This is a genomic window from Haloarcula sp. MBLA0163 (assembly GCF_055632435.1).
The window spans coordinates 3,241,859-3,265,217 of the sequence record NZ_CM145745.1 but is presented as its reverse complement, the minus strand read 5'-3'; the positions used below and the strand labels follow the sequence as shown (position 1 = coordinate 3,265,217).

27 protein-coding genes and 1 tRNA gene are annotated in these 23,359 nt (G+C 69.7%); 10 read left to right on the top strand and 18 right to left on the bottom strand.

Translation table 11 applies throughout. From position 1 onward, the window contains the following. Positions 1-44 precede the first annotated feature (44 nt). Complete coding sequence (locus tag ACV7GQ_RS17440; protein ID WP_470311471.1) at positions 45-1,118, top strand: Gfo/Idh/MocA family protein; 1,074 nt, start codon at positions 45-47, stop codon at positions 1,116-1,118. 62 nt (positions 1,119-1,180) lie between these two features. On the opposite strand, the gene ACV7GQ_RS17435 is transcribed toward ACV7GQ_RS17440, so the two are convergent. From ACV7GQ_RS17435 to ACV7GQ_RS17425, 3 genes are all read right to left on the bottom strand, one after another. After that, positions 1,181-1,375, bottom strand: coding sequence for a helix-turn-helix transcriptional regulator (locus ACV7GQ_RS17435; RefSeq protein WP_470311470.1), 195 nt, complete (start codon positions 1,373-1,375; stop codon positions 1,181-1,183). Next, positions 1,372-1,767 (bottom strand): DUF2178 domain-containing protein, encoded by a 396-nt coding sequence (locus tag ACV7GQ_RS17430; RefSeq protein WP_470311469.1) that lies wholly within the window; start codon positions 1,765-1,767, stop codon positions 1,372-1,374. Before ACV7GQ_RS17430 ends, ACV7GQ_RS17435 begins: the two co-directional genes overlap by 4 nt. A 100-nt stretch (positions 1,768-1,867) precedes the next feature. Then, a complete protein-coding gene (locus tag ACV7GQ_RS17425; protein WP_470311468.1) occupies positions 1,868-2,473 on the bottom strand; it encodes a DJ-1/PfpI family protein in 606 nt (201 codons plus the stop codon). Positions 2,474-2,568: 95 nt separating this feature from the next. On the opposite strand from ACV7GQ_RS17425, the gene ACV7GQ_RS17420 reads away from it, so the two are divergent. After that, positions 2,569-3,447: a PhzF family phenazine biosynthesis protein gene (locus ACV7GQ_RS17420; protein WP_470311467.1), complete on the top strand. Its 879-nt coding sequence runs from the start codon at positions 2,569-2,571 to the stop codon at positions 3,445-3,447. Positions 3,448-3,489: 42 nt separating this feature from the next. Here ACV7GQ_RS17420 and ACV7GQ_RS17415 read toward each other — a convergent pair whose 3' ends face one another. From ACV7GQ_RS17415 to ACV7GQ_RS17405, 3 genes are all read right to left on the bottom strand, one after another. Beyond that, positions 3,490-3,645 (bottom strand): hypothetical protein, encoded by a 156-nt coding sequence (locus tag ACV7GQ_RS17415; protein ID WP_470311466.1) that lies wholly within the window; start codon positions 3,643-3,645, stop codon positions 3,490-3,492. Positions 3,646-3,861: 216 nt separating this feature from the next. Continuing rightward, entirely contained in the window at positions 3,862-4,836 is a 975-nt protein-coding gene (locus ACV7GQ_RS17410) for an aldo/keto reductase (protein ID WP_470311465.1), read from the bottom strand. A gap of 57 nt (positions 4,837-4,893) precedes the next feature. After that, on the bottom strand, positions 4,894-6,288 hold the full coding sequence (locus ACV7GQ_RS17405; RefSeq protein ID WP_470311464.1) for a PAS domain-containing sensor histidine kinase: 1,395 nt from the start codon (positions 6,286-6,288) through the stop codon (positions 4,894-4,896). 115 nt (positions 6,289-6,403) lie between these two features. Between ACV7GQ_RS17405 and ACV7GQ_RS17400 the strand changes: the two genes are divergently transcribed. Together ACV7GQ_RS17400 and ACV7GQ_RS17395 are read left to right on the top strand one after the other, a co-directional pair. Next, on the top strand, positions 6,404-6,775 hold the full coding sequence (locus ACV7GQ_RS17400; RefSeq protein WP_470311463.1) for a VOC family protein: 372 nt from the start codon (positions 6,404-6,406) through the stop codon (positions 6,773-6,775). 39 nt (positions 6,776-6,814) lie between these two features. Beyond that, on the top strand, positions 6,815-7,075 hold the full coding sequence (locus tag ACV7GQ_RS17395; protein WP_470311462.1) for a DUF7577 domain-containing protein: 261 nt from the start codon (positions 6,815-6,817) through the stop codon (positions 7,073-7,075). A 25-nt stretch (positions 7,076-7,100) separates the two neighbouring features. Here the strand turns inward: ACV7GQ_RS17395 and ACV7GQ_RS17390 are convergent. The 4 genes from ACV7GQ_RS17390 to ilvA all read right to left on the bottom strand — a co-directional run bounded on the left by ACV7GQ_RS17390 (position 7,101) and on the right by ilvA (position 9,040). Then, positions 7,101-7,182, bottom strand: a tRNA-Ser gene (locus ACV7GQ_RS17390). A gap of 28 nt (positions 7,183-7,210) precedes the next feature. Then, positions 7,211-7,414, bottom strand: coding sequence for a DUF7981 family protein (locus ACV7GQ_RS17385; protein WP_470311461.1), 204 nt, complete (start codon positions 7,412-7,414; stop codon positions 7,211-7,213). Then, on the bottom strand, positions 7,414-7,791 hold the full coding sequence (locus ACV7GQ_RS17380) for a Rid family detoxifying hydrolase (protein ID WP_470311460.1): 378 nt from the start codon (positions 7,789-7,791) through the stop codon (positions 7,414-7,416). Before ACV7GQ_RS17380 ends, ACV7GQ_RS17385 begins: the two co-directional genes overlap by 1 nt. Positions 7,792-7,828: 37 nt before the next feature. Beyond that, the gene (gene ilvA, locus ACV7GQ_RS17375) at positions 7,829-9,040 is read right to left on the bottom strand and encodes a threonine ammonia-lyase (RefSeq protein ID WP_470311459.1); all 1,212 of its coding nucleotides are present in this window, start codon (positions 9,038-9,040) and stop codon (positions 7,829-7,831) included. Between the two features lie 290 nt (positions 9,041-9,330). Here ilvA and ACV7GQ_RS17370 point away from each other — a divergent pair, with 290 nt between their 5' ends. Continuing rightward, positions 9,331-10,965 carry a potassium channel family protein gene (locus ACV7GQ_RS17370; protein WP_470311458.1) on the top strand — a complete coding sequence of 545 codons (1,635 nt, stop codon included), beginning with the start codon at positions 9,331-9,333 and terminating at the stop codon, positions 10,963-10,965. A gap of 63 nt (positions 10,966-11,028) precedes the next feature. Here ACV7GQ_RS17370 and citZ read toward each other — a convergent pair whose 3' ends face one another. Next, positions 11,029-12,174 carry a citrate synthase gene (citZ, locus tag ACV7GQ_RS17365; protein WP_470311457.1) on the bottom strand — a complete coding sequence of 382 codons (1,146 nt, stop codon included), beginning with the start codon at positions 12,172-12,174 and terminating at the stop codon, positions 11,029-11,031. Between the two features lie 234 nt (positions 12,175-12,408). Between citZ and ACV7GQ_RS17360 the strand changes: the two genes are divergently transcribed. Then, positions 12,409-13,644, top strand: a complete 1,236-nt coding sequence (locus ACV7GQ_RS17360) for a potassium channel family protein (RefSeq protein ID WP_470311456.1) — start codon at positions 12,409-12,411, stop codon at positions 13,642-13,644. Here ACV7GQ_RS17360 and ACV7GQ_RS17355 read toward each other — a convergent pair. Then, a complete protein-coding gene (locus ACV7GQ_RS17355) occupies positions 13,625-13,876 on the bottom strand; it encodes a DUF7536 family protein (protein WP_470311455.1) in 252 nt (83 codons plus the stop codon). The genes ACV7GQ_RS17360 and ACV7GQ_RS17355 overlap by 20 nt on opposite strands. 141 nt (positions 13,877-14,017) lie before the next feature. Between ACV7GQ_RS17355 and ACV7GQ_RS17350 the strand changes: the two genes are divergently transcribed. Both ACV7GQ_RS17350 and ACV7GQ_RS17345 read left to right on the top strand, forming a co-directional pair. After that, positions 14,018-14,974 (top strand): succinylglutamate desuccinylase/aspartoacylase family protein, encoded by a 957-nt coding sequence (locus tag ACV7GQ_RS17350; RefSeq protein ID WP_470311454.1) that lies wholly within the window; start codon positions 14,018-14,020, stop codon positions 14,972-14,974. Positions 14,975-15,224: 250 nt separating this feature from the next. Next, complete coding sequence (locus ACV7GQ_RS17345; RefSeq protein WP_470311453.1) at positions 15,225-16,283, top strand: threonine synthase; 1,059 nt, start codon at positions 15,225-15,227, stop codon at positions 16,281-16,283. Here ACV7GQ_RS17345 and ACV7GQ_RS17340 read toward each other — a convergent pair. From ACV7GQ_RS17340 to ACV7GQ_RS17330, 3 genes are all read right to left on the bottom strand, one after another. Next, positions 16,280-16,483, bottom strand: coding sequence for a hypothetical protein (locus ACV7GQ_RS17340; protein WP_470311452.1), 204 nt, complete (start codon positions 16,481-16,483; stop codon positions 16,280-16,282). The genes ACV7GQ_RS17345 and ACV7GQ_RS17340 overlap by 4 nt on opposite strands. 58 nt (positions 16,484-16,541) lie before the next feature. After that, positions 16,542-16,754 (bottom strand): DUF7511 domain-containing protein, encoded by a 213-nt coding sequence (locus ACV7GQ_RS17335; RefSeq protein ID WP_470311451.1) that lies wholly within the window; start codon positions 16,752-16,754, stop codon positions 16,542-16,544. 138 nt (positions 16,755-16,892) lie between these two features. After that, positions 16,893-18,158 (bottom strand): TiaS agmantine-binding domain-containing protein, encoded by a 1,266-nt coding sequence (locus ACV7GQ_RS17330; RefSeq protein WP_470311450.1) that lies wholly within the window; start codon positions 18,156-18,158, stop codon positions 16,893-16,895. A gap of 126 nt (positions 18,159-18,284) precedes the next feature. Between ACV7GQ_RS17330 and ACV7GQ_RS17325 the strand changes: the two genes are divergently transcribed. Beyond that, a complete protein-coding gene (locus ACV7GQ_RS17325) occupies positions 18,285-19,253 on the top strand; it encodes a transcriptional regulator (RefSeq protein ID WP_470311449.1) in 969 nt (322 codons plus the stop codon). Positions 19,254-19,453: 200 nt separating this feature from the next. On the opposite strand, the gene ACV7GQ_RS17320 is transcribed toward ACV7GQ_RS17325, so the two are convergent. The 3 genes from ACV7GQ_RS17320 to pyrE form a co-directional block, all read right to left on the bottom strand. Next, positions 19,454-19,711, bottom strand: coding sequence for a glutathione S-transferase N-terminal domain-containing protein (locus tag ACV7GQ_RS17320; RefSeq protein WP_470311448.1), 258 nt, complete (start codon positions 19,709-19,711; stop codon positions 19,454-19,456). A 66-nt stretch (positions 19,712-19,777) separates the two neighbouring features. Beyond that, positions 19,778-21,214 carry an NCS2 family permease gene (locus tag ACV7GQ_RS17315; RefSeq protein WP_470311447.1) on the bottom strand — a complete coding sequence of 479 codons (1,437 nt, stop codon included), beginning with the start codon at positions 21,212-21,214 and terminating at the stop codon, positions 19,778-19,780. A gap of 108 nt (positions 21,215-21,322) precedes the next feature. After that, positions 21,323-21,862 (bottom strand): orotate phosphoribosyltransferase, encoded by a 540-nt coding sequence (gene pyrE / locus ACV7GQ_RS17310; RefSeq protein ID WP_470311446.1) that lies wholly within the window; start codon positions 21,860-21,862, stop codon positions 21,323-21,325. 122 nt (positions 21,863-21,984) lie between these two features. Between pyrE and glmM the strand changes: the two genes are divergently transcribed. After that, the gene (gene glmM, locus ACV7GQ_RS17305) at positions 21,985-23,358 is read left to right on the top strand and encodes a phosphoglucosamine mutase (protein WP_470311445.1); all 1,374 of its coding nucleotides are present in this window, start codon (positions 21,985-21,987) and stop codon (positions 23,356-23,358) included. Position 23,359 lies beyond the last annotated feature (1 nt).

The following is a 23,359-nucleotide window of genomic DNA, read 5'->3' as shown; positions in this document are numbered from 1 at the left end:
CGGATAGCGCGACATTTATTGACGTCCGACGTCGCTACGTACTAATGACTCATCGGATGGTACACGTCGGCCTCGGTGGACAGGGCCGACACTGGGTGACCGAAGCGATTCCTCCCAACGTCGACGCCGGCCGCGTCGAAGTCGTCGCCGCGGTGGACAAGGCCCCCGAGCGCCTCGAACGCGCCGAGTCCGAACTCGATCTCTCGCCGGACCGCTGTTACACCGACCTCGACACCGCGCTGACGGAGCGCGAGGCCGACTTCTGTTCGGTCGTCACGCCGCCGTCGGCCCACGAACCGGTCGTCGACACGGCGCTCGCCCACGGGCTGGACATCATCTCCGAGAAACCCATCGCCGACACCCTCGAAGGCTCGGTCCGCATCGCCCGGAAGGTCCGGGAGGCCGACGCGAAGATGGGCATCACGATGAGCCACCGCTACGACCAGGACAAGACGACGTTCCGGCGGGCGCTCAAGGAGGCCAGCCCCATCGACTACCTCACGGCTCGGTACACCGGGAACGTCCGCGAGCGCGGCCTCTACTCCGACTACGTCCACGAGATGGAGGACATGCTGCTGCTCGACGGCGCCATCCACCATCTGGACATGCTGCGGTCGTTCGTCGACGCCCGTGTCGAGCGGGTCTACGCCGAGACGTGGGTGCCAGACGGCGCCGACTACGAGGGCGACTGCACCGGGTTGGTCACCCTCCACTTCGAGGACGGCACCCGCGCCCAGTACGAGGGCAGTTACGCCAACGCGACGACCCTCAACGGCTGGGGCCACGAGCAGTTCCGCGCGGAGTGCCAGTCCGAGACGGTGCTGCTGGACAACCGCGAGGTCGAGCGGTTCCCCTTCGACCCGGAGCGCGTCGGCAACTGGGAGGGCGTCCGGAAGGGCGACGGCCAGCAGGTCCCGCTGGCGGAACGGCCCACGTGGGAGAACGCGTGGCTCATCGAACAGTTCTGCGAGTGGCTGGACGGCGGCGAGCCGATGGCGACCCGCGTCGACGAGACGCTCCAGTCGATGGCCGTCGTCTTCGCCGCCATCGAGAGCAGCGAGCGCGGCGAGGCCGTGGACGTGCAGGGCCTGCTGGACGACGCCCGGCAGAGCGCGTAGGCCCGGTTCGAGAGCGGCTCGCTGGCGGACTTTTTCCCACGGAACACTGGTCGACAGTCGCCCTAGGTCTCCGGCGAGAAGATGTCCTCGATGGCGCAGTCGTAGTGGTCGGCCAGCGCGAAGGCCAGCTCCAGCGAGGGGTCGTACCGGTCCCGTTCCAGCGCGTTGATGGTCTGCCGGGTGACGCCGACGGCGGCGGCGAGGTCCGCTTGACTCTCGCCGCGGTCCTCGCGGAGGGCGGGCAGGCGGTTGTTCATCGCTTCGACCGCGCGACGGCGACCATGAGCCCCCAGAGGGCGAACAGGCCGGCGACGAACCAGCCCAGATGCGCCAGCCACAGCGGCCAGTCGACGACACCCAGCGCCCGCAGTGCCGTCAGCGCCGGGAACACGACGGCCGAACTCATCCCGACGGCGGCGACGGTGTTGGCGCCGGCCTCCTGGAAGACGGTCGTGTCGCGCTCGTCGAACATGACGACCGACGAGCGGTGCTGCAGGGCCGTCGCGGCCAGCGCCGCCAGCGCGAACGCCCCGACACCGACGAGCGGGGAGCCCGCGGCGACGAGCAGGGCGAACGCGAGGCCGGCGGCGGCCCAGAGTCCGAAGTACGTGCGTCGGTACGTCGTCGTGGCGTGTGCGGTCGTAGTCATCGGGAACCACGTAAAGCGGCCTTTTCGTAAAGCTCGCTTTACGTGTAAAACGTACTTTACACTCTAACATAAATCCATCGCCGTGTGCCGCCCCACCCGCTCAGTCCGACCGGTGGACCGACCCGCGTGGCTCGTACTCCATCTCGGCCGTCACGGCGTCGGCCGTGTCAGGGCCCCACTCGCGTTCGACGAGGTGGACCGCGAGGTCCAGCCCCGAAGTGACGCCGCCGGCGGTCAGCACGTCGCCGTCGTCGACGACACGGGCATCCACCACCTCGGCGGTCGTCCCGCGCAGGTCGTCAAGTGCGCCCCGGTGCGTGACCGCCGGGCGGCCGTCGAGGACGCCGGCGCGGGCCAGCAACATCCCGCCGGTGCAGACGCCGGCGACGGTCGCCCCTCGCTCGTGGGCGGCCGCGACGGCGTCGGGCAGGTCCCCGCGGTCGGCCTCGGTGCGTGCGCCCGCCTCGCTCCGGTCGTTCCACCCGCCGCCCGGGACCACGAGGAGGTCCGGCGTGGCGTCGGCGAGCGGGCCGTCGACGCCGACCGTGAGGCCGTGGCTGGCGGTGACCGTCGACCGGGCGTCGAGCGTGCGCAGCGTCACGTCCCACGTCGCACCGAACCGCGCGGCGTTCTCGAACACCTCGAAGGGGCCGATGGCGTCCAGTTCGTCGAACCCGTCGTAGCAGACGATGGCGACCGTGTCCATGTGGCCTCCCACGTTCGGGCGCGTCAAAGACGTGCCGTGTGAGCACGACACAGGGGAGCCACACGCTCTTACTCCCCGCCGCCGTCGGCTCTCGTATGTCACAGCCCTTCCACCTCGTCGACGTGTTCGCCCGCGAGCGGTACGCCGGCAACCAGTTGGCCGTCGTCACCGACGCCGGGGACCTCTCGACGGCGACGATGCAGGCCATCGCCGGCGAGATGGACTACTCCGAGACGACGTTCGTCACCGGGTCGCCCGAGGACGGCGCGTGGCCGGTCCGCATCTTCACGCCGAACAGCGAGATCCCGTTCGCCGGCCACCCGACGCTGGGCACCGCCCACGTGATTCGGGAGCAGCTGGCCGACGACCGGCCGGCGACGGTGACGCTCGACCTCGGCGTGGGCGAGGTCCCGGTCGAGGCCCGCGAGGACGAGACGCTGTGGATGACCCAACAGCCCCCCGAGTTCGGCGAGCGACTCGACCACGCGGCGCTGGCCGAGGTGCTCGGACTCCCGCGGGAGGCGCTGGACGACCGCTGGCCCGTGCAGGTCGTCTCGACAGGGCTCCCGACCATCGTCGTCCCGCTGACCGACCGGGACGCGCTGACCAGCATCGACCTCGACCACGCGGCCTACGACCGGGTGACCGGCGACCGCGAGGCCAAGAACGTGCTGGCGTTCGCGCCCGACGCCCGGAGCGACGCGAACGACCTCGCGGACCGCGTGTTCGCCCCGTTCTACGGCGTGGTCGAGGACCCCGCCACCGGCTCCTCGAACGGCTGTCTCGCCGCCTACCTCGCCCGGACCGAGTACCGCGGCGGCCCCGTCGTCGACGTCCGCGTCGAACAGGGGTACGAGATGGGGCGGCCGTCGCTGCTCCACCTCCACGCCGACGCGACCGGGGATGACGGCGTCCACGTTCAGGTCGGCGGCGGTGTGGTGCCGGTCGCGACCGGCGAGTTGCTCGACCCGTAGCGACTCCGCGTGCCACCCGGACCGGGCGGACGGTCGTCGCGGTCAGTTGAGACGCGGGTCGTCGACCGTCTCGAACCGGTGGCCGCAGGACGGGCACTCGACGAGTCGTGGGCCGTCGGCGGCGCTCACGACGGCGAAGCGGCGGCTCCAGCTCAGGTGTCCGCAGTCGGGACAGCGCCGGACGAGGGGTGGAATCATGTCAGATACCGGGCCTGCACTCGCCACTAGCCACCGACAGTGCAAATCGTTGCCGGGGCGTCGTTCGTCACTCCGTTCGCGCCCCTCGCTACTCCGCGGGTCGCTCCGCTCCCCGCTCCGTCGAGGGTCTTCGCTTCGCTCAGACCCACGCTACTGCTCCGCGGTTCCCTGCGGTCACCGCTTCACCGAGGTCCCTCGCTCCGTTCGCGCCCCTCGCTACTCGTGCCCGTACACCTCCACCGGCTCGTACGGGTCTTCGAGGTAGGCCACGTCCGACACCGAGAGGTCGATCTCCAGCGCCTCGACGGCGTCCTCCAGATGCTCGATGCTGGAGGTCCCGACGATGGGCGTGGTGACGTTGTCGTTCTGGAACTGCCAGGCCAGCGCAATCTGGGCCATCGTCACGCCGTAGTCGGCCGCGAGTTCCTGGACGCGCTCGTTTATCTCCCGACTGCCGGGACCCTCGGCGTAGGGCACCTCCGCGTTCTCCGTCTCGTGGACGCCGCGGGTCGTCGACTTGAACTCCTCGTGCGGGCGTGTGAGGTAGCCCGCGCCGAGCGGGCTCCACGGCATGACGCCGACGTTCTCCCGGTCGCAGAGCGGGTACATCTCGCGCTCCTCCTCGCGGTAGGCCAGATGGTAGAGGTCCTGCATCGTCTCGAAGCGGGCCAGCCCCTCCCGCTCGCTGACGTGGAGCGCGCGCTGGAACTGGTGGGCCCACATCGAGGAGGCGCCGATGTGACGGACTTGACCGCGCCGGACCGCGTCGTCAAGCGCGCTGAGCGTCGTCTCGATGGGCGTGTCGTAGTCCCAGCGGTGGATCTGGTAGAGGTCGACGGTGTCCATCCCCAGCCTGTCGAGCGAGTTCGACAGCTCCTGCTCGATGGTCTTCCGCGAGAGCCCCCGTGCGTTCCGGTGGTCGCTCGCGCCGGGGAACCGGACCTTCGTGGCGACGACCTGTTCGTCGCGGTCGTAGTCGGCGAGGACGTCGCCCAGAATCCGCTCGCTCTCGCCGGCCGAGTAGACGTTCGCGGTGTCGAAGAAGTTCACGCCCAGTTCGATGGCCCGCTCTATCAGGTCGCGGCTCTCGTCTTCGTCCAGCATCCACTCGCGGTCGCTGCCGAAGCTCATGCAGCCGAGACAGACCTTGCTGACCTCGATGCCGGTCGAGCCCAGTGTCGTGTACTCCATGGACCGACCCAATGGCCGGCCCGCCTAAACAGTTCTGACGACCGACGCCGTCGCGGCCTACGAGGCGCGGTGCAGGGAGAGCGTGACCGTGTTCCCGTCTTCGTCGGCCTCGTGACGGATGCTCCCGCCGGCGAGGTCGACGATCCAGTAGACCAGCCAGAGCCCACAGCCGCGGCTGTGGTTGACCGCCGACATCTCGTGGTCGCCCAGCAGGACCTTCCGGTCGTACTCGGGGATGGGCGCGGCCTCGTCGGTGACCGAGAGTTCGACGCGGTCGGGCGTCGTCCGGACCGAGACGGCGACCCGCGGGTGCTCGGAACGCGCATGCCGGATGCCGTTCTCGACGAGCTCGGAGACGGCGACTGCCAGTTCCGACGGGGCCTCGACGATGACCGACGCCGGCAGGTCCGTCTCGACGGTCGCCGACGGGTAGCGATCGCGCACCGACCCGACCGCGTCTCTGACCGCCTCGCAGGCGTCCGCCGTCGCGGTGCGTGGCATCGCCGTCAGGACGTCGACGATGTCGCGTTGCTTCTCGGCCGTCTCCAGCAGCGTCTCGCCCGCCCGCCGGATCATCTCGGTCCGGTCGGCCGCCTCGCCGCCGACGTCCGCCGCCAGCGTCTCCGCGTTGCCGAGGACGACGTTCAACTGGTTGCGGATGTTGTGCCGGAGGAAGTTGTCGATGACGACCAGTTGCCGTTCCCGACGGCGCCGGTCGGTGACGTCGCGGGTGAACCCGGCGATACGGACCACCTCCCCGTCGCGGAGTATCGGTTCGCCCTGCACCCAGACCCAGCGGTTGTAGTCTTTCGAGGGGTTCACCCGAATCTCGAGGTCGGTCGGCTCCCCGTCGGAGACGGACGCCATCGCCTCCTCCACGACCGGCCGGTCCGGCGGGTACACCGCCTCGAGGAAGCTCTGGGGGTCCCCCTCCAGTTCCTCGACGCTGGCACCGAAGACGCTCTCGTAGGCGGGGTTACAGAACAGGAGCTCCGACCAGTCGCCGTCGAACATCCACAGCACGTCGTCGGTGGTGTCGGCGAGTTCCTGTAACCGCTCCTGTGTCTCGCGGCGTTCCCGTTCGGCCTCGATGCGGTCGGTGACGACCCGCGAACTGACGACGTAGCCGTGCAGCTCCGCGTCGGTCAGGTTCGACATGCGGCTCTCCAGCCACACCCACGACCCGTCGCTGGCGCGGTGGCGGTAGGTCGCGGTGTCGGCCGCGAACTCGTCGTCGGTACGGACGAGCGCCTCGAACCGCGTCCGCATCTCGGCGCGGTCCTCGGAGTGGATGTACTCGAAGGCGTCCTGCCCGACGAGGGTGTCGGGGTCGAACCCGAGGATGTGTTCGGCGGCGGCGTTCACGTACGTGTAGGTCCCCGACTCGTCGAGCACCGCGACCTTGTCCTGCGTGTAGTCCAACAGGAGCGCCGTCGGCTCCGAGTCGTGCATCCTGACAGCACGATACGGCGCCAGACCCAAAGTACCGGCGACGAACGCGACACTCGCACCACGGTCGGTCCGTCGAACCGGTACAATCTTTCGCCCGGCGAGTGAACCGCCGGCCATGGAACTCGCACACGCCGCGCTGTGCGTCTCGGACCTCGACCGCGCGATGCGCTTCTACGAGGCGCTGGGCCTCGAGGAGACCCACCGGTTCACGCTCGACGGCGTCGAGAACGTCTACCTCGGGCGGGACGGCGACCCGTCGCTCCAGTTGCGCTACGACGCCGACCGGACGACGCCCATCGCGCCGTCCCGGGCGGACGTCGACCACGTCGCCTTCGCCGTCGACGACGTCGAGGCGCAGTTCGAGGCGGCGGTCGACGCCGGCGCCGCGCCGGTGCTCGAACCGACCGAGATCGACGCGGCCGGTGCCTACGCCGCCTTCGTCGAGGACCCCGAGGGGTACACGCTGGAGTTCTACCGACTCCAGTGACCCCGACACGGCTACCCGTCTCCGACCCGTAGCACACCCATGGTCACGCCCGGCGAGGTGGCCGTCCTCCTCGTGACCGCGATGGCGCTCGTAGCGCTCGCCGTGGCGATTCCGGTCCTCCTCCGCATCGTCGTCGACGGCCGCGAGCGGTTGCGTGAGCGGGCGCCGGCCCGTCCGGAGGAGGGCGAGGCCCCCGAGCGCGGTCAATCGGTCGACTCGGACCGCCCGCGGTGTCGCCACTGTGGTACCGAGAACGACGCCGACTTCGCCTACTGTCGGGAGTGCGTAGAACAGTTGTAAGCGACGGCGCTCGGTACAGAAGAGACGCCAGGACTGGGATTTGAACCCAGAATCCCGAAAGGGAACACGCTTTCCAGGCGTGCGCCTTACCGTTCGGCCATCCTGGCACGCAGTCGAGTGTGCGGGGTCGGTCGGTTAAGGACTTTCGTTTCCGGGCAGGCGTCCGTCCGCCGCGTAGGTCAGCGCCGTCGCGGCCGCGGCGACGACGACGGCGACGGCGGCTTTCACGACGACGGTGACGTCGGCCCCGAAGAGCAGTTCGTACCCCTGTACGAGGACGAGGAAGGCCAACCCGGCCACGACGCCCCACAGGAGGCTGGATTTGGTCTTCGGGTCCATCACGTCGTGGCGACGGCCTCTATCTCGACGGCCGCGCCCTTCGGGAGGGCGTCGACACCGACGGCCGACCGGGCGGGCGGGTCCGCGTCGAAGAACGCCCCGTAGGCGGCGTTCATCTCGTCGAAGTCCTCGATGTCCGCCAGATAGACTGTCACCTTCAGCACGTCGTCGAGGCTGGACCCGGCTGCCTCGAGGACGGCCCGGAGGTTCGAGAGGGCCTGGTCGGTCTGCTCGGCGACCGACGCGTCGGCCCGCATTTCCCCGTCCGGTGTAAGCGCTATCTGGCCGGCCGTGAACACGAGGTCGTCGGTGGTCGTCGCCTGACTGTACGCGCCGACGGCGGCGGGCGCGTCGTCGGTGTGGACGGTCCGTCTCATACCCGGAGGGGGTCTCGCCAGCCGTATAAAACGACCGTCAGACCAGCACCTCGACCTCGTAGCCGTTGTCGCGGAGGGCCGCGAGCAGCTGGTCGACGTGGTCCGGGCCGCGGGTCTCGAGGTCCAGTTCCACCTCGGCGTCGTTCATCGCCACGTCGCGGTTCGTCCGGTCGTGTTCGATGCCGTAGATGTTTATCTGCTGTGCGGAGAGCACCTCGACGAGTTCCTCCAGCGCGCCCGGTCGGTCCTTGAGGACGGTCCGGATCTTCAGGTACCGGCCCGTCTCGACGAGGCCCCGCATGATGACGTTCGTCAGCGTGTTGAGGTCGATGTTGCCACCACACAGCGCCGGGACGATGGTCTCGTCGTCGTCGTAGTCGAACTTCTCCTCGGTGACGGCCGCCAGCGCGACGGCGCCGGCCCCCTCCGCGAGGGTCTTCGACCGTTCGAGGAGCGTCGTCAGCGCCACCGCTATCTCGGAGTCCGAGACGGTGACCACCTCGTCGACCCGGTCCTGGATGACCTCGAAGGTGCGTTCGCCGACGGTGCGGGTGGCGATGCCGTCGGCGATGGTCTCGACGCCGTCGCGTTCGACGCGGTGGCCCTTCGCCAGCGACTCGGCCACGCTCGACGCCCCCTCGGCCTGTACGCCGACGACGCGGATGTCCTCGTCCTTGCCCTTGAGCGCGGTGGCGATGCCGCTGATGAGGCCGCCGCCGCCGATGGGGACGACGACGGTGTCGACGCCGGGTAGGTCCTCGTAGATCTCGAGGCCGATGGTCCCCTGCCCGGCCATCACGTAGTCGTCGTCGAAGGCGTGGACGTAGGTGCGGCCCGCCTCGCGTTCGATGGCGTGGGCCCGCTCGGCGGCCTCGTCGTAGTCCTCGCCGTGGAGGACGACCTCGCCCCCGTAGCTCCGGGTGGCTTTCACCTTCGAGATGGGCGCGTGTTTCGGCATCACGATGGTCGAGTCGACGCCGATGCGCGTGGCGGCGAGTGCGACGCCCTGTGCGTGGTTGCCGGCGCTGGCCGTGACGACGCCGTTCTCGCGTTCCTCGGCCGAGAGCGTGGCGATGCGGTTGGTCGCCCCCCGGATCTTGAACGCGCCGGTGCGCTGGAACAGTTCCAGTTTCAGGTGGACGTCCGCGCCGGTCATCGCGGAGAACGTGTGCGAGTAGTCCAGCGGCGTGCGCCGGGCCGTCTCGGCGACCCGGTCCTGGGCGGCCAGTACGTCCTCGAAAGAGAGCATGGCCCCGCCTACTCGCTGGTGGGTGTTATACTGTCGGGCCGCGGCGCTGTCGGACGGTGCCGGCGGAGAACGGATGAGGGGAGCGTGTGACTGCAATCGAACGGTACGTGCGAGCGCACTTAAACTCCGCCGAAGCGGAGCGGAAGTGTAACCGCACGACTGCGCCGCCGTGAATCGGCCGTCAGCCCCGCGTCAGACGTCGTCGCACTGTGGCAGTGTCACGCGAACCGGCCCGACCGCGGTCACGGCTGTCAGAACTGTTTTACGCCGCCTCGGCCACTACCCGGTAGATGGACACCTGGCAGCGACGGACACTGGGGTACGTCGTCGGCCTCGCCGGCATCATCGTCGGGTTCGCCGTCGCCTACGACTACGGGATGACGGCTTGGGAGGGGCGGTCGCGGGACTTTCTCCACTCGCTGCAGGTCGTCGTCGAGACGTTCACCACCACCGGGTTCGGGTCCGACGCGCCGTGGGAGAGCACGGGGATGCGCCTGCTCATCATCGTGATGGACATCACCGGCGTCGTCCTCATCTTCCTCGCGCTGCCGGTGCTCCTCTTTCCCCTGTTCGAGGAGGCGATGGAGACCCGCGCGCCGACGGCCACGGAGACAGAGCTCTCGGACCACGTCGTCATCTGTCACTTCACCCCGCGGGGGGAAACGCTGGTGACCGAACTGGAGACGTGGGACGTCGACTACGTCGTCGTCGAACCCGACGACGACCGGGCCGACGACCTCTACGCGGAGGGGTACCACGTCATCAACGCCGACCCACAGTCCGTCGAAGGGCTGGAGAAGGCGCATCTCTCGGGTGCCCGAGCGCTCGTCGCCGACGCCTCGGACCAGATCAACACCAGCATCGTCCTCACCGCCCGCGAGGTCGACGAGGGGGTCCGGACCGTCAGCGTCGTCGAGGAACCCGACCGCGCGAAGTACCACGACCTCGCGGGCGCCGACGCCGTCATCTCGCCCCGCCAACTGCTCGGCGAGAGCCTGGCGAGCAAGGTCACGACCGGCGTCTCGACGACGCTCGGCGAGGACTTCGAGATCGGCGTCGACTTCGACATCGCCGAGCTCCCCATCCACCGCGGGAGCGACCTCGTCGGGACGACGCTGGCCGAGAGCGGCATCCGCGAGGAGACGGGCGTCAACGTCATCGGCGCCTGGTTCCGCGGCCAGTTCGTCAGCCCGCCCGACCCCGACGCCGAACTCGACGGCAGTACGGTCCTGCTCGTCTCGGGGACGGCCTCGCAACTGGAGACGCTGAAGTCGAAGACCCTCTCCAGCGTCCGCGGGTTCCGGCGCGGCGAGACGGTGGTCGTCGGCTACGGCGAGGTGGGCCACACTATCGCCGAGGAACTCGCCGTCGCGGGGGTCCCCTACACGGTCCTCGACCGGACGGAGAAACCCGGCGTCGACGTGGTCGGGGACGCCACCGAACCCGACGACCTGCGGGCCGCGGGCGTCGAGGACGCCCGCACCGTCATCCTCGCGCTCTCGGAGGACACCGACACGGAGTTCGCCACGCTGGTCATCCGCGACCTGAACCCCGAAGTGGAGGTCATCGCCCGGGCCGAGGAGACCGAGAACGTCAAGAAGATGTACCGGGCCGGCGCCGACTACGTCCTCTCGCTGGCCACGGTCAGCGGCCGGATGCTCGCCTCGACGATCCTGGAGGACGAGAACGTCATCTCGATGGACCAGCAGGTCGAGATCGTCCGCACCGACGCCGGACGCCTCGCCGGCGAGACCCTCGGCGACGCCGACGTCCGGTCGCGGACCGGCTGTACCGTCCTCGCCGTCGAACGCGACGGGACCGTCCTCACGGACCTCGGGCCGGACGTCGAGATCAGGTACGGGGACAAGCTCGTCATCGCGGGCACCGACGACGGCGTCGACCGGTTCACCGAGCTGTTCGAGTGAGACCACGCGCGGCGCGTCGGGACCGGTTCTGTCCGCGGGTATGGAAACCGAAGAAGAGGCGGGCTATCGCTCGTCGAGCGGCACGAACGTCGTCTCGTCCGGGTTCGGCCCGGTGTACCGGGCGCGGGGGCGAATCAGGCGGTTGTCCTCGATGTACTCGATGACGTGGGCGACCCAGCCACCGACGCGGGACATCGCGAAGATGGGGGTGTAGATGTCGATGGGGATGCCCATCTGGTAGTACGTCGAGGCGGAGTAGAAGTCGACGTTCGGGGCGAGCCCCTTCTCCTCGGCCATGTACTCCTCGATGGTCGTCGACATCTCGTACCACTTCAGGGAGCCCGCGGCCTCGCCGAGCTCCTTCGAGCGCTCGCCGAGGATCTTCGCTCGCGGGTCCTTGACGTTGTAGACGCGGTGGCCGAACCCGGAGACGCGGCGGCCCTCGGAGAGCGCGTCCTTGACCCAGTCCAGCGGGTCCTGGTCGGCGTCGTCGACCTCCTTGAGCATCTCCATGACGTCCTGGTTGGCGCCGCCGTGGAGCGGCCCCGCCAGCGTCCCGATGGCCGACGTCACCGAACTGTAGACGTCCGACAGCGTCGAGGCGGTGACCATCGCGGCGAACGTCGAGGCGTTCAGGCCGTGGTCGGCGTGGAGCACCAGCGCCTGGTCGAAGACGTCGGCCAGCACGTCGTCCGGTTCCTCGCCGTTGAGCATGTACAGGAAGTTCTCGGCGTGGTCAAGGTCCTCACGGGGTTCGACGGGGTCCTCGCCGTCGCGGATGCGCGTGAACGCGGCCACGATGGTCGGGATCTTGGCCGTGATGCGCCGCCCCATCGCGAGGTTGATCGTCTCGTCCGTCGGGTCGGCCTCGGCCGGCGCGGGGTCGTACGCCGACAGCATCGACACCGCGGTCCGGAGCGCGGCCATGGGCTCCTCGTCGGCCTCCGCGAGCTCGCGGACGGTCGCCATGACGCCGTCGTCGACCTCCCGCTCTGCGGCCATCTCGGATTCGAACTCCGCGAGTTCCCCGGCGTCGGGGAGGTGGCCGTGCCAGAGCAGATACAGTACCTCCTCGTAGCTGGCACCGTTCGCGAGGTCCTCGATCGTGTACCCCCGGTAGACGAGCTTGCCCACGTCACCGTCGATGACGCTGAGGTTAGACTCGGCGACGAGGACTCCCTCCAGCCCTTTCTTGAGGTCGTCGGACATACGCCAATGGTTCCCGACCTGCCGGGAAAAGCATTTTCTTTCCGGGCGTCTGTGACACACGGTCGTCGGAGGTGAAAGTGGACGTTCAGTCAGCTCATCGGGAGACGCGCCCAACATATCGAACAGATACGGCACCAAACACACTGTTTGTAGTACCGTGACCCACCCACCCGTTCGTGACCCGGTGCCACGGGACAGCGAACGCTTTTGAGACGTGCTACCGAAGCGGTGGGCATGGAGCAGACGGGAACCGTCGAGTACGAACCGGTGAGCGTGAAGGCGGTGCTGGCGGAGATGAAAGACACCGCCGAGTTGCTCATCGACCTCTCGTACTCGGCGGTGCTGTTGCGCAGCGACGACGTGGCCGCCGAGGTCCTGGAGCTGGAGGCGAAGATGGACGTCCTCCAGTTGCGGGCCCGCATGAGCCTCCTGATGGCCTGCCGGTCGACGGACGACGCCGAGGCGCTGGCGCCGGTGCTGGGGATGGTCGGGGCCGCCGAGAAGATAAGCGACGCCGCCGGCGACATCGCGAAGGTCGTCCTGGAGGACATCGGGCTGCCGGACACCCTCCGGGCGGCCCTGCCGGAGGCCGTCGAGACGCTGGTCAGGGCCACCGTCGTCGCCGACTCGCCGCTGGCCGGCGAGACGCTGGGCGAGTTGAACTTAGAGACCGAGACGGGCGTCCGTGCGCTGGCGATTCGGCGACAGGGCAACTGGCTGCTCAACCCCGACCGGGAGACGCGGCTCGAAGCCGACGACGTCGTCCTGTTCCGCGGCCCGGAGGCCGGCGTCAGCGAGGTGTACGCCGACGCCACCGGCGAGGCGTACGTGCCGCCGGAACCGCCCGAAGGGGAGGACAAGGACCTCGAACGGGCCATCGACTCCATCATCCTCATGAAGGACATGGGCGAGCTCGCGGTCGACCTGGCCTACGGCGCGGTGCTGTTCGACAGTCAGGCCGTCGCCGAGGAGGTCGTCGAACTGGAGGCCGAGGTCGACGCCCTCCAGTCCCGGTTCGAGGCGTGGACGCTGCGGGCGGCCGCCGACGTCGACGACCCGGTCTCGCTCCGGGGGCTGGTCCATCTGGCCCGGTCGACGGAGGTCATCTCCGACGCCGCCCTCGAGATCAGCGAAGGCGTACTGCGCGGCCTCTCGACCCACCCCGTGGTCGCCGAGGCCGTCCGTGAGTCCGACGAGATAATCGTCCGTGCCACCGTCGCCGACGACAGCGAACTCGCCGGCCAGACCATCGGCGAGGCGGCGGTCAAGACCGCCACCGGGATGCGCATCATCGCCGTCCGGCGGGCCACCGGCGAGAGCGAGCGCACCGGGCGCGAGGGCGGTGACTGGGTCGTCTCGCCCGGTCCGGAGACGCCGCTCCGGGCCGGCGACGTCCTCATCGCGAAGGGGACACGGACCGGTGCCGAGCGGTTCACCGAACTGGCGGCCGCTACCGACGAGCCAACCTGACCGCCGAGACGACCGTGAACACCGTCGTCAGCAGGCCGCCGAGCGAGACGACCAGCACGAACGCCAGCGCGACGTAGAGGACCGAGGGCCGCGCGGTGCCGGGCAGGACGAACACCGCGACGATGGCCGCCGTGACCAGAACCGCGAGGCCGAAGCCGAGTTTCGCGTTCCGCGGGACGTTCAGTGCCGCCATCATCGCGGCGGGACCGCTCCGTTGCTCGGACTCTGACACGGCCGAGCGTACGGTCCGCCCGCAAAAAGCCCCGTCGGTCCGTCGCCGGCGCGGGCGGGCGCCGCGTCGTGCGGGGCGCGCTCTCGGCCCCGGCACGGGAAATCCGAACCAGTAAAGGTCAACGCCCCGAACGACACGGCAATGGTAACTCTCGGTACGGCGAGTGCCGCCCCCGGTGAGATGGACACGGGGCGGTTAGCGGTCGGCGAGACCCGTGACGGCAGCCCGGTGCGACTCCCGGTGGCCGTCGTCAACGGCGCCGCCGACGGGAAGACGCTCTACATGCAGGCGGCGAGCGACGGCGACGAACTGAACGGGGTCGGGGTCATCCAGCGGGTCCTCCCGCAGCTGGACCCCACGGAGCTCTCCGGGACGATTCTGGTGTGTGGCATCGTCAACTACCACGCCTTCCAGGTCGCCGAACACCGCAACCCCGTCGACGACACGAAGATGAACCGGGCCTACCCCGGCGACGCGAACGGGACCTCCAGCGAGCGCATCGCCGCCGCCACCTACGACGCGGCGGTCGGCGCCGACCTCGTCCTGGACCTCCACCAGGGCTCGACCTCGCGGATGATAGACGAGGTCCGAGTGCGGTGTGGCACCCGCCATCGCCTCCACAGCGAGTGCCTCGAGCTCGCGAAGGTCTTCGGCTGTGGCTACATCCTGGACCAGAAGGGGCCAGACGGCCAGCTCGCCCGGGCCGCGCCCGACGAGGGCGTCCCGACCGTCGACCCCGAGCTCGGCGGCTGTGTCGGCTGGGACGAGACCTCAATCGAGAAGGGCGTCGACGGCGTGTTCAACGTCCTCACCTACTACGGCTTCCTCGACGGCCGGCACAGCCCCCGCGCCCAGACGCGTGCGACCGGCTTCGAGCAGTACGGGTCGCCCGCCGGCGGTCTCGTGGACTTCCACGTCGACCTCGGTGACCGCGTCTCGCGGGGCGAGACGCTGTTCGAAATCACCGACGTGTTCGGCCAGTCGAAGGCCGAGATTACCGCCGACTCGAGCGGCGTCTTCTGGCGGTCGCGCCGGCTGCCGCAGGTCGCCACCGGCGAGTACGTCTGCTCGGTCGGGACGAACCTGGACACGTACTGACCCCGCCGGGCCGTCAGCGGTCGCCGCCACCGCGTTACTGCAGATATTCGGGCCAGCCCGGTCGGTACTCGTCGGATGCCGTCTCGTCGTCGTCGTCGCCGTCCGCGTCGAAGGTCACGCCGTGCAGGGCAGTCGTACGGTTCATGCCGACCAGTCGACGCGCGTCGGCGGAGAGCCCACGCGGTCAGTTCTGTGGTGGTTCAAGTCGGCGACCGTCACTTTCTGGTCGCGCAGTCCCGTCCGTCGACCCATGCGACACTGCGAGGCCTGCGGCCGCGAGTACCCCCGGGACCGGCCGTGGCGCTGTGCGTGCGGACACGCGCTCGACTACGCCGAGGAACCGACGCCCCAGGGCGGCCCGTCCGAGGTCGACCGGTCGGAGGGCATATGGGCGTTCGAAGACCTCCTCCCGATGGACGAGCGGGTGACCCTCGGCGAGGGGTGGACGCCGCTGGTCGACGCGCCGGAGTACGACGCCACGTTCAAACTGGAGTTCCTCCACCCGACGGGGAGCTTCAAGGACCGCGGCGCGGCCACCGTCGTCGCGGAGGCCCTGGCCGTCGGCGCCGACCGGGTACTGGAGGACTCCTCGGGCAACGCCGGGCTGGCGGTCGCCAGTTACGCCGCGCGGGCCGGCCTCGACGCCGAGATATACGTCCCCGCCGACGCCAAGGCCGAGAAGCGCCGCCGCATCGAGCGCACCGGCGCCGACGTGGTGGCCGTCGAGGGCGACCGGCAGGCGGTCACCGACGCCTGCATCGAGGCCGTCGAGGCGGGCGAGGGGTGGTACGCCAGCCACGCGTGGAACCCCGCCTTCTTCGCCGGGACCGCCACGGTCGCCTACGAACTGGCCGCCCAGCGCGGGTGGACGGCGCCGGACGCCGTCGTCACGCCGCTGGGTCACGGCACGCTGTTTCTGGGGGCCTATCGGGGCTTCCGGGCGCTCGAAGCGGCGGGCTGGATAGACGAGCTACCGCGACTGCTGGGCGCACAGGCCGCCGGCGCCAGTCCCATCGCCGACGCCAGACACGGCGAGTCTGCGGGCCGGAACGACCTCGCCGACGGCATCCAGATTCGGGAGCCGGCGCGCGCCGACCAGATACGGCGGGCCGTCGACGCCACCGACGGGGACGCCGTCGCCGTCGAGGAGGCCGCCACCCGGCGGGCTCACGACCGCCTCTCGGCGTCGGGGTTCCACGTCGAGCCGACCTGTGCGACGGCGACGGCGGCGCTCTCGGCGTTTCGCGAGCGCGGCGTCCTCGGACCCGACGACGACGTGGTGGTCGCCCTCACGGGCCGGAACGCCTAACGCCAGACGCGCAGCGACACCGGCGTGTCAGCGGCGACAGATATCCACTGGGACTCCACGTCGGACGGGTCGACGTCGGCGGCGTAGCAGATGTACCGCTCGGTCCCGTCAGAGCGGCTCCGGACGACGGCAGGGAGGACTCCCTCGTCGGGGTCGGGTGACGGGGTCCCGCCAGTCGGGGACCAGTGGTCCGTGCCCATGCCGAGAGGCGTCGCTGAGGGACAGTATTGTTACGAGTCGGTTATGCCCGAGAAGGGACTACCGAACGCTGTCGAGTTCCACGAGGGCGTCGGCGGGGACCGCCAGCCATCGGGTCGCCACCTCGTGACCCGGCCTGTCGTCGGGGTAGAGGAGCGCGCGATGGCCGCCGTCGGTCGTCGGTTCCAGTTCGGCGACCAGCGTCGTCTCCGCGAACTCGTCCTGTGGGAGTGGCAGTCCGTCGTCGGCCGGGAGACGCCCCTCGGTGCTCATGACCCCCACTAACGGTGGTGTAATCCTTGTTATAACATGCATAACCTGACGCTCGATTGGAACGACCGGTCGGTATGTCGGGCCAAACCGCGACGGGAACGACCACACGAACCGCCCTACCGGGAGACGCGACCGCCCCTACCGCGCCGGATGTGTCGGCCCGTCGAACCCACCTCGGACGAGGGGTTTCGCGATGTGTCGTCGCGCCACCGGCGGCACCTCGTACCAGCCGGGTTCGACGGCGCGCTCGACCGTCCGTTCGACCTTGCCGTCGGCGCTGGTGTCACAGTCCCGACAGCGGTACCCCTGGTTCCGGCCGGCCGAGGACATCGACCCGCCACAGTCGGGACAGGTCGGCGTCACGCGTTCGGTCCGCACCAGCTCGCGGACCGCGAGCTTCTCCAGTTTGAGCGTCCCGTCGGACACCTCACCACAGGCCGTGACGCGGTCGCCGACCCGGAGCGCACGCACCCGGTCGCGGAACCGCTTGGTCGGTTCGAACGCGGCACACGGGAGCCGGTCGTCGCCGTCCGCCAGCGTGACGAAGACGTGCCCGCCACGTCGCGTCTCGGGCGGGTCGGCGACGGTGCCGGTGACCCGGAAGGCGCTGTCGTCGCCGACCTCGCCGAGAGCCGCGTCCTGCAGGTGGACGTCGGTCCCCTGGTTCGTCACGAACGTCGCGCGCTCGGCGACCGGTTCGCTCTCGACGGCGTCGGCGACCGCCCGGCACGCGTCGGGGTCGTCGCCGCGGATCCCGTAGAGGATGGGACACGGCGTCCGCGGGACACAGACCGGGTAGCCCGAGTCGCGGTCGACGGTGTCCCACACCGTCGGGTAGTGCTCGTCCGCGGCGGCGCGCACGCTCTCCGGGTCAACGTCCCGCTCGGTGCCCCAGCGCGACTGCTCGCGGTAGGCGATGTGCTCGTAGGTCCAGTCGTCGAGGGCGGCCCACGCACCGACGGCCGCCAGCGCGCCGACGAGACCCCGGCCGTTGCCGCGGTCGACGCGGGCGAACCCCGCGACGTCGGCGAGTGTCGTCGCCGTCACGCGGTCCTGTATCTCTCGGATGGCGTCCACCGTGAACTCGGCCACCTGCGGCGAGATCGCCGCGGGGTCGCAGTCGGCGACGACGGCCCCCGGGTTCGTCTTCGGGTCGTCGGTCCGGGCGAGGTCGAGCGTCTCGCGGACCAGCGCGGTCGCCCGGTCGGCGTCAAGGTCCGTGTGGACCGCCAGCGCGGCGTTCCCGCGGGTCTTGTGCTCGACGGCCGGGTTCAGGCGAACCAGGAGCAGGCGCTCGACGCGCCCGCCGGCCTCGCGGACGGCGTCGGCTAACTGGGCCGCCGCGTAGGTGGTGCACATCCCCGTCTCGCGCGAGTCCGTATCGTCGAGCCCGACGACTGTCACGACCGGACGTATCGGACTGTCGGGCAAATCTGTTTCGCAGTGTCTTGTCGCGCGAGAGACACTGCGCGGGCGGCACAACTCATATATCCGGTGAATGGCTTACCCCCAATAGAGGTACCGAGTACTATGTCACGGTCGGCACTGGTCGGCAACGTCACCGCCATGCTCGAGGACGCCGGGTTCCTCGTGAGCGACCGGTGTGCGATTCGACCAAAGAGCTTCGACGTCGCGGCCCGCCGCGGCGAGGACGTGTTGCTCGTGAAGATACTCGGGAACATCGACGCCTTCGACGCCCGTACCGGCGGCGAGATGCGGCGTCTGGGCACCTACCTGAACGCGACGCCCATCGTCGTCGGCCTCCGGACCCGCGACGAGGACCTGAAACCGGGCGTCGTCTACTTCCGTCACGGCGTCCCGGTCCTCTCGCCGGACACGGCGCTCGACCTGTTCGTCGAGGAGGTCCCGCCGCTCATCTACGCCGCGCCGGGCGGCCTGTACGTCAACATCGACTCCGAGGTGCTCGCGGACGCCCGCGAGGAGAAGGAGTGGTCGCTCGGCCGGTTGGCGAAGGAACTCGGCGTCTCCCGTCGAACCGTCTCGAAGTACGAGGACGGCATGGACGCCTCCGTCGACGTCGCCGCCGAACTCGAGGACCTGTTCGACGCGCCGCTGACCTCGCCGGTCAGCGTCCTCGAGGGGACCGAGGACATCCGCGACGACGAACCCACGCCGGAGGACCCGGACGTGGCCCCCGAGGACGAACCCATCGCCACCGTCTTCACCCGCATCGGCTTCGAGGTCCACCCCACCGACCGCGCGCCGTTCAAGACGGTCAACGAGAACGCGCGCCGGCGCGAGCAGGTCCTGACCGGGCACTCGGCGTTCACCGAGGCCGCCGAGAAGCGGGCGCGCATCATGTCCTCCGTCGGCGAGGTCACCCGCACCCGCTCGGTGTACGTCGTCGACGAGCTCACCCGCGAGTCCGTCGAGGGGACGGCGCTCATCGAGGAGGGGGAGATGGAGGAGATAGAGGACGCCGACGACCTGCGGGACCTCATCATGGAACGCGGCGAGGAACCCGAGGAAGTGGCGTAGTCGTCACTGGGCGGGACGTCTGAGAACGTCGGTGTAGCTTAGGCCGCGCCGCTGCCGTACGTCTCCTCCGAGGTACTCGACGATGTCAGACCCACCTTTTACGTCCTCGGGTCCGTTCGCTCCGCTCCCGGACCACTCGTCGCAAAACGTGGGCGAAAACGGCCGTTCACTCGCTGCGCTCGTGAACGGTGCTGCCGGCCTCAGGCCGCGCCGCTGCCGTACGTCTCCTCGAGGTACTCGACGATGTCGTCGGACTCCGGCATCCCCTCGATGCCGTTGTCGTTGTCGACCAGCACCGGGACGCCGGTCTGGCCCGAGACCGCCTCGACCTCGGTGCGCTCGCCGTGCGAGCGCGGGACCATGTGGGACTCGTACTCGAGGCCGAGTTCGTCGAGTTTCGTCTTGACCTTCGCGCAGTAGGGACAGCCTTCCAGTTCGTAGAGTTCGAGGTTCGCCATCTCACACGAGGTAGCGGTTCGACCCGAAAAAGGGCGTCGGTGGTGTGTGCCGGTCGAACAGCGCCGTCAGAGCGCGCTGGAGAGGACGCCGCCGGTGCGGACGACGAAGTAGAGGACGAACGCGGCGGCCAGTATCCACTGCCCCAGGAGGACGTCGTCGAACTCGCCCTGTGCCGTCTTGACCACGGGGTAGGAGACGATGCCGGCGGCGATACCGTAGGCGATGGAGTAGGTGAACGGCATCACCATGATGGTCAGGCCGGCCGGCACCGCGTGGGCGAAGTCGTCCCACCGGATGTCGACGACGTTGCGCATCATGAGGACGGCGACGACGACCAGCGCGATGTGGGAGGCGTACAGCGGAATCGCGCTCGCGAGCGGCACGACGACGAGCGACGCGAGGAACAGGAGCGCGACGACGAGGGCCGTCAGTCCGGTCCGGCCGCCCTCCTCGACGCCGGTCGCGGACTCGATGAACGTCGTCACCGTCGAGGTGCCGAGCATCCCGCCGATGGTGGTGCCGACGGCGTCGGCCATCAGCGGCTTGTCGATGTCGGGGAAGTCGCCGTTCTCGTCGAGGAAACCGCCGGCCTGCCCCACGCCGACGAGCGTCCCGGCGGTGTCGAAGAAGTCCACGAAGAAGAACGTGAACACGATGAGCGCGAAGGAGAACGCCTCGACGTTGCCGAACCCGGCGATGAACGCGCCGGCCAGCGGCGTGATGTCGTACTGTGCGGAGGCGAGGCGGGAGGCGTCGAAGCCGCCGTTCCGGACCGCGTCGGTCGCCAGCACGCCGGGTTCGACCAGTCCGAGGAACGTCGCGATAGCGCCGACGACCGTCGTCAGCAGGATGCCGACGATGATGGAGCCGCGCAGGCCCGCCGCGTACAGGACGAACGTGAGGAACAGGCCGACCACCGAGAGGATGGCCACGGGGTCGCTGGCGATCTGGCCGGTGCCGACGAGCGTCGCCGGGTCGTCGACGACGATGCCCATCGCCTGCAGGCCGATGATGGCGAGAAAGAGGCCGATACCGGCCCCGACGGCGAACTTCACCGGTTCGGGGAACAGTTTGATGATGTACTCACGGGCGCCGACGGCCGTGAGGACGATGAAGATGATACCCTCGACGACGATGGCCGCGAGCGCCGTCTGCCACGGCACGCCGAGGACGCCGACGACGGTGATGGCGAAGAAGGCGTTGAGGCCGAGGCCGGGCGCGAGGCCGAACGGCCGGTTTGCGTAGAACGCCATCACGAACATCGCCACCGCCGACGAGAGGATGGTGACGACGGCCAGCATCTGGAATATCTCGCCGGGGCCGTAGCCGGAGATGGCGATGCCGCCCGGCGTGTTGTCGTCCGGGAACGCCGTGAGTATCGCCGGGTTCAGGACGACGATGTAGCTCATCGTCAGGAACGTCGTTATCCCGGCCAGAATCTCGGTCCGTACGTCCGTGTCGTGTGCTTCGAGGCCAAACAACTCTTCGAGTGTTCCCGCCATTTACCCGAGTCTCTGTACAGACCGGCTTAAGCGTGGCGAGAGCGGCCGATAATGGTCGGCTGGACGACGAGTTCCGGGCGGCCGGTGCGTGCCGTCGCCCGCCCGCGGTTAGACGTCGACGTCCTCCGGCGCGTCGGCCAGCAGGTCCGATGCCGTCACCAGCGCCTCCAGTTCGAGGCCGTGGTCGGCGAGGTTCTCGCGGGCGCCCTCTTCGCGGTCGACGACGACGAGGACGCGGTTCACGACCGCGCCCGCCTCCCGCAGCGCCTCGGCGGCGTCGATGGCGCTCTGGCCGGTCGTCGCGATGTCCTCGATGACGACGACCTCCTCGCCCTCCTCCAGTGCTCCCTCGACGAGGTTCGCGGTGCCGTACTCCTTCTGCTGCTTGCGGGCGATGACGTAGGGCAGGCCCGTCTCGACGCTGGTGACCGCCACCAGCGGCACCCCGCCGAGCGCGACGCCGGCGAGTTTCGTGTCCGTCACGCGCTCCGCGAACGCCGCGGCGACGAGCTCCAGACACCGCGGGTTCGTCTCGAAGACGTACTTGTCGACGTAGTAGTTCGAGGTGCCGCCATGGGAGAGCTCGAACTCCCCGTACTTGACCGCGTCGGCGTCCCGAAGCGCCGCGATGAGTTCGTCGTTGGCCATACGTGCTGGTTCGGGGCCGGTGGCTAATGGCTGTTGGAATCACTCTGGGGGACCGCCGGGTCAGGCGACACGCCGAGTAACGGCGACATTCATAAGCCGGTCGGCGACACACTCCCGATTGAATGCACGTGTTCGGGTCGAGCGGTGTCAGGGGCGTCGCGGGCGAAGAGCTGACCCCGCGGTACGTCCTGCGGGTCGCACAGGCGGCCGCGAGCGTCTGGACCGACGAGTACGACCGCGTCGCCATCGCGCACGACACCCGGACGACCGGGCGGACGTACGTCAACGCCGCCACCAGCGGTCTCACCGGCACCGGGTTCGACGTCGACCGGCTCGGCGTCGTCCCGACGCCGGGGTTGCAGGCCTACTGCGACCGAGAGGGGGTCCCGGGCGTGATGATCACCGCGAGCCACAACCCGCCGGCGTACAACGGCGTGAAGCTGATCGGGGCCGACGGCGTCGAGCTGACCCGAGCGACGCTGGACCGCGTCGAGGTGGCGCTCTCGGGCGACGTGGAACAGGCCGCGTGGGACGGCGTGGGCGAGGACCGCCCCGTCGAGAGCGCGCGCCGGACCTACCGCGAGGCGGTCGTCGACGCCGTCGACCGCGAGCGCATCGCCGAGGCCGACCTCACCGTCGTCGTCGACCCCGGCCACGGCGCGGGCTGTCTGACCAGTCCCGACCTGTTCCGCGAACTGGGCTGTACGGTCCACACGGTCAACGCCCAACCCGACGGGCACTTCCCCGGCCGGAACCCCGAACCGGTCGCGGCGAACCTCGGCGACCTGCGGGCCTACGTCGAGGCGACGGACGCGGACCTCGGCATCGCCCACGACGGGGACGCCGACCGGGCGATGTTCGTCGACGGCACCGGCGAGCACATCGAGGGCGACGCCGCGCTGGCGGCGCTCGCGGCCGCCGAACTCGACGCCGGGGAGGGCGTCGTCTCGGCGGTCAACGCCTCCCAGCGGCTCGTGGACGCGGTGACCGACGCCGACGCGCGCCTCTCGTTGACGCCCATCGGGTCGACCCACATCGTCAGTCGCATCCGCGAACTGGAGGCGGAGGGGACCCACGTCAGCGTCGCCGGCGAGGGCAACGGCGGCATCCTCTTCCCGGACTACCGCATCGCCCGCGACGGCGCCTACACCGCCGCCCGCTTCTGTGAGCTCGTCGCGGAGACGCCGGCCCGCGAACTGGTCGCGCCCTACGACGAGTACTACAACGTCCGCCGGAACCTCACCGTCGAGGACGAGGCCCAGCGCGAGTCGATGCTCGCCGGCATCGAGGCCCACGCCGAGGCGGCCGTCGCCGACCTCGACACGACCGACGGCTGGCGGCTGGACTACGGCGACGGCTGGGTGTTGGCTCGTCCCTCCGGGACCGAACCGGTCGTCCGCGTCTACGCCGAGGCCCGGTCGCCGGAACGGGCCGAAGCACTCGCCGGCCAGATGGTCGACGCGGCCACGGACCGGACGGCTGCGAACGACGCCTGAC

Excerpts from the sequence above, each read along its gene's own strand:
- glmM (WP_470311445.1), top strand. The coding sequence starts at position 21,985 with ATGCACGTGTTCGGGTCGAGCGGTGTCAGGGGCGTCGCGGGCGAAGAG.
- ACV7GQ_RS17370 (WP_470311458.1), top strand. The coding sequence starts at position 9,331 with ATGGACACCTGGCAGCGACGGACACTGGGGTACGTCGTCGGCCTCGCC.
- ACV7GQ_RS17395 (WP_470311462.1), top strand. The coding sequence starts at position 6,815 with ATGGTCACGCCCGGCGAGGTGGCCGTCCTCCTCGTGACCGCGATGGCG.
- ACV7GQ_RS17405 (WP_470311464.1), bottom strand. The coding sequence starts at position 6,288 with ATGCACGACTCGGAGCCGACGGCGCTCCTGTTGGACTACACGCAGGAC.
- pyrE (WP_470311446.1), bottom strand. The coding sequence starts at position 21,862 with ATGGCCAACGACGAACTCATCGCGGCGCTTCGGGACGCCGACGCGGTC.
- ACV7GQ_RS17380 (WP_470311460.1), bottom strand. The coding sequence starts at position 7,791 with ATGAGACGGACCGTCCACACCGACGACGCGCCCGCCGCCGTCGGCGCG.
- ACV7GQ_RS17340 (WP_470311452.1), bottom strand. The coding sequence starts at position 16,483 with ATGGGCACGGACCACTGGTCCCCGACTGGCGGGACCCCGTCACCCGAC.
- ACV7GQ_RS17335 (WP_470311451.1), bottom strand. The coding sequence starts at position 16,754 with ATGAGCACCGAGGGGCGTCTCCCGGCCGACGACGGACTGCCACTCCCA.
- ACV7GQ_RS17325 (WP_470311449.1), top strand. The coding sequence starts at position 18,285 with ATGTCACGGTCGGCACTGGTCGGCAACGTCACCGCCATGCTCGAGGAC.
- ACV7GQ_RS17345 (WP_470311453.1), top strand. The coding sequence starts at position 15,225 with ATGCGACACTGCGAGGCCTGCGGCCGCGAGTACCCCCGGGACCGGCCG.
- ilvA (WP_470311459.1), bottom strand. The coding sequence starts at position 9,040 with ATGCTCTCTTTCGAGGACGTACTGGCCGCCCAGGACCGGGTCGCCGAG.
- ACV7GQ_RS17350 (WP_470311454.1), top strand. The coding sequence starts at position 14,018 with ATGGTAACTCTCGGTACGGCGAGTGCCGCCCCCGGTGAGATGGACACG.
- ACV7GQ_RS17420 (WP_470311467.1), top strand. The coding sequence starts at position 2,569 with ATGTCACAGCCCTTCCACCTCGTCGACGTGTTCGCCCGCGAGCGGTAC.
- ACV7GQ_RS17435 (WP_470311470.1), bottom strand. The coding sequence starts at position 1,375 with ATGAACAACCGCCTGCCCGCCCTCCGCGAGGACCGCGGCGAGAGTCAA.
- ACV7GQ_RS17320 (WP_470311448.1), bottom strand. The coding sequence starts at position 19,711 with ATGGCGAACCTCGAACTCTACGAACTGGAAGGCTGTCCCTACTGCGCG.
- ACV7GQ_RS17425 (WP_470311468.1), bottom strand. The coding sequence starts at position 2,473 with ATGGACACGGTCGCCATCGTCTGCTACGACGGGTTCGACGAACTGGAC.
- ACV7GQ_RS17410 (WP_470311465.1), bottom strand. The coding sequence starts at position 4,836 with ATGGAGTACACGACACTGGGCTCGACCGGCATCGAGGTCAGCAAGGTC.
- ACV7GQ_RS17315 (WP_470311447.1), bottom strand. The coding sequence starts at position 21,214 with ATGGCGGGAACACTCGAAGAGTTGTTTGGCCTCGAAGCACACGACACG.
- ACV7GQ_RS17430 (WP_470311469.1), bottom strand. The coding sequence starts at position 1,767 with ATGACTACGACCGCACACGCCACGACGACGTACCGACGCACGTACTTC.
- ACV7GQ_RS17385 (WP_470311461.1), bottom strand. The coding sequence starts at position 7,414 with ATGGACCCGAAGACCAAATCCAGCCTCCTGTGGGGCGTCGTGGCCGGG.
- ACV7GQ_RS17415 (WP_470311466.1), bottom strand. The coding sequence starts at position 3,645 with ATGATTCCACCCCTCGTCCGGCGCTGTCCCGACTGCGGACACCTGAGC.
- citZ (WP_470311457.1), bottom strand. The coding sequence starts at position 12,174 with ATGTCCGACGACCTCAAGAAAGGGCTGGAGGGAGTCCTCGTCGCCGAG.
- ACV7GQ_RS17360 (WP_470311456.1), top strand. The coding sequence starts at position 12,409 with ATGGAGCAGACGGGAACCGTCGAGTACGAACCGGTGAGCGTGAAGGCG.
- ACV7GQ_RS17440 (WP_470311471.1), top strand. The coding sequence starts at position 45 with ATGACTCATCGGATGGTACACGTCGGCCTCGGTGGACAGGGCCGACAC.
- ACV7GQ_RS17400 (WP_470311463.1), top strand. The coding sequence starts at position 6,404 with ATGGAACTCGCACACGCCGCGCTGTGCGTCTCGGACCTCGACCGCGCG.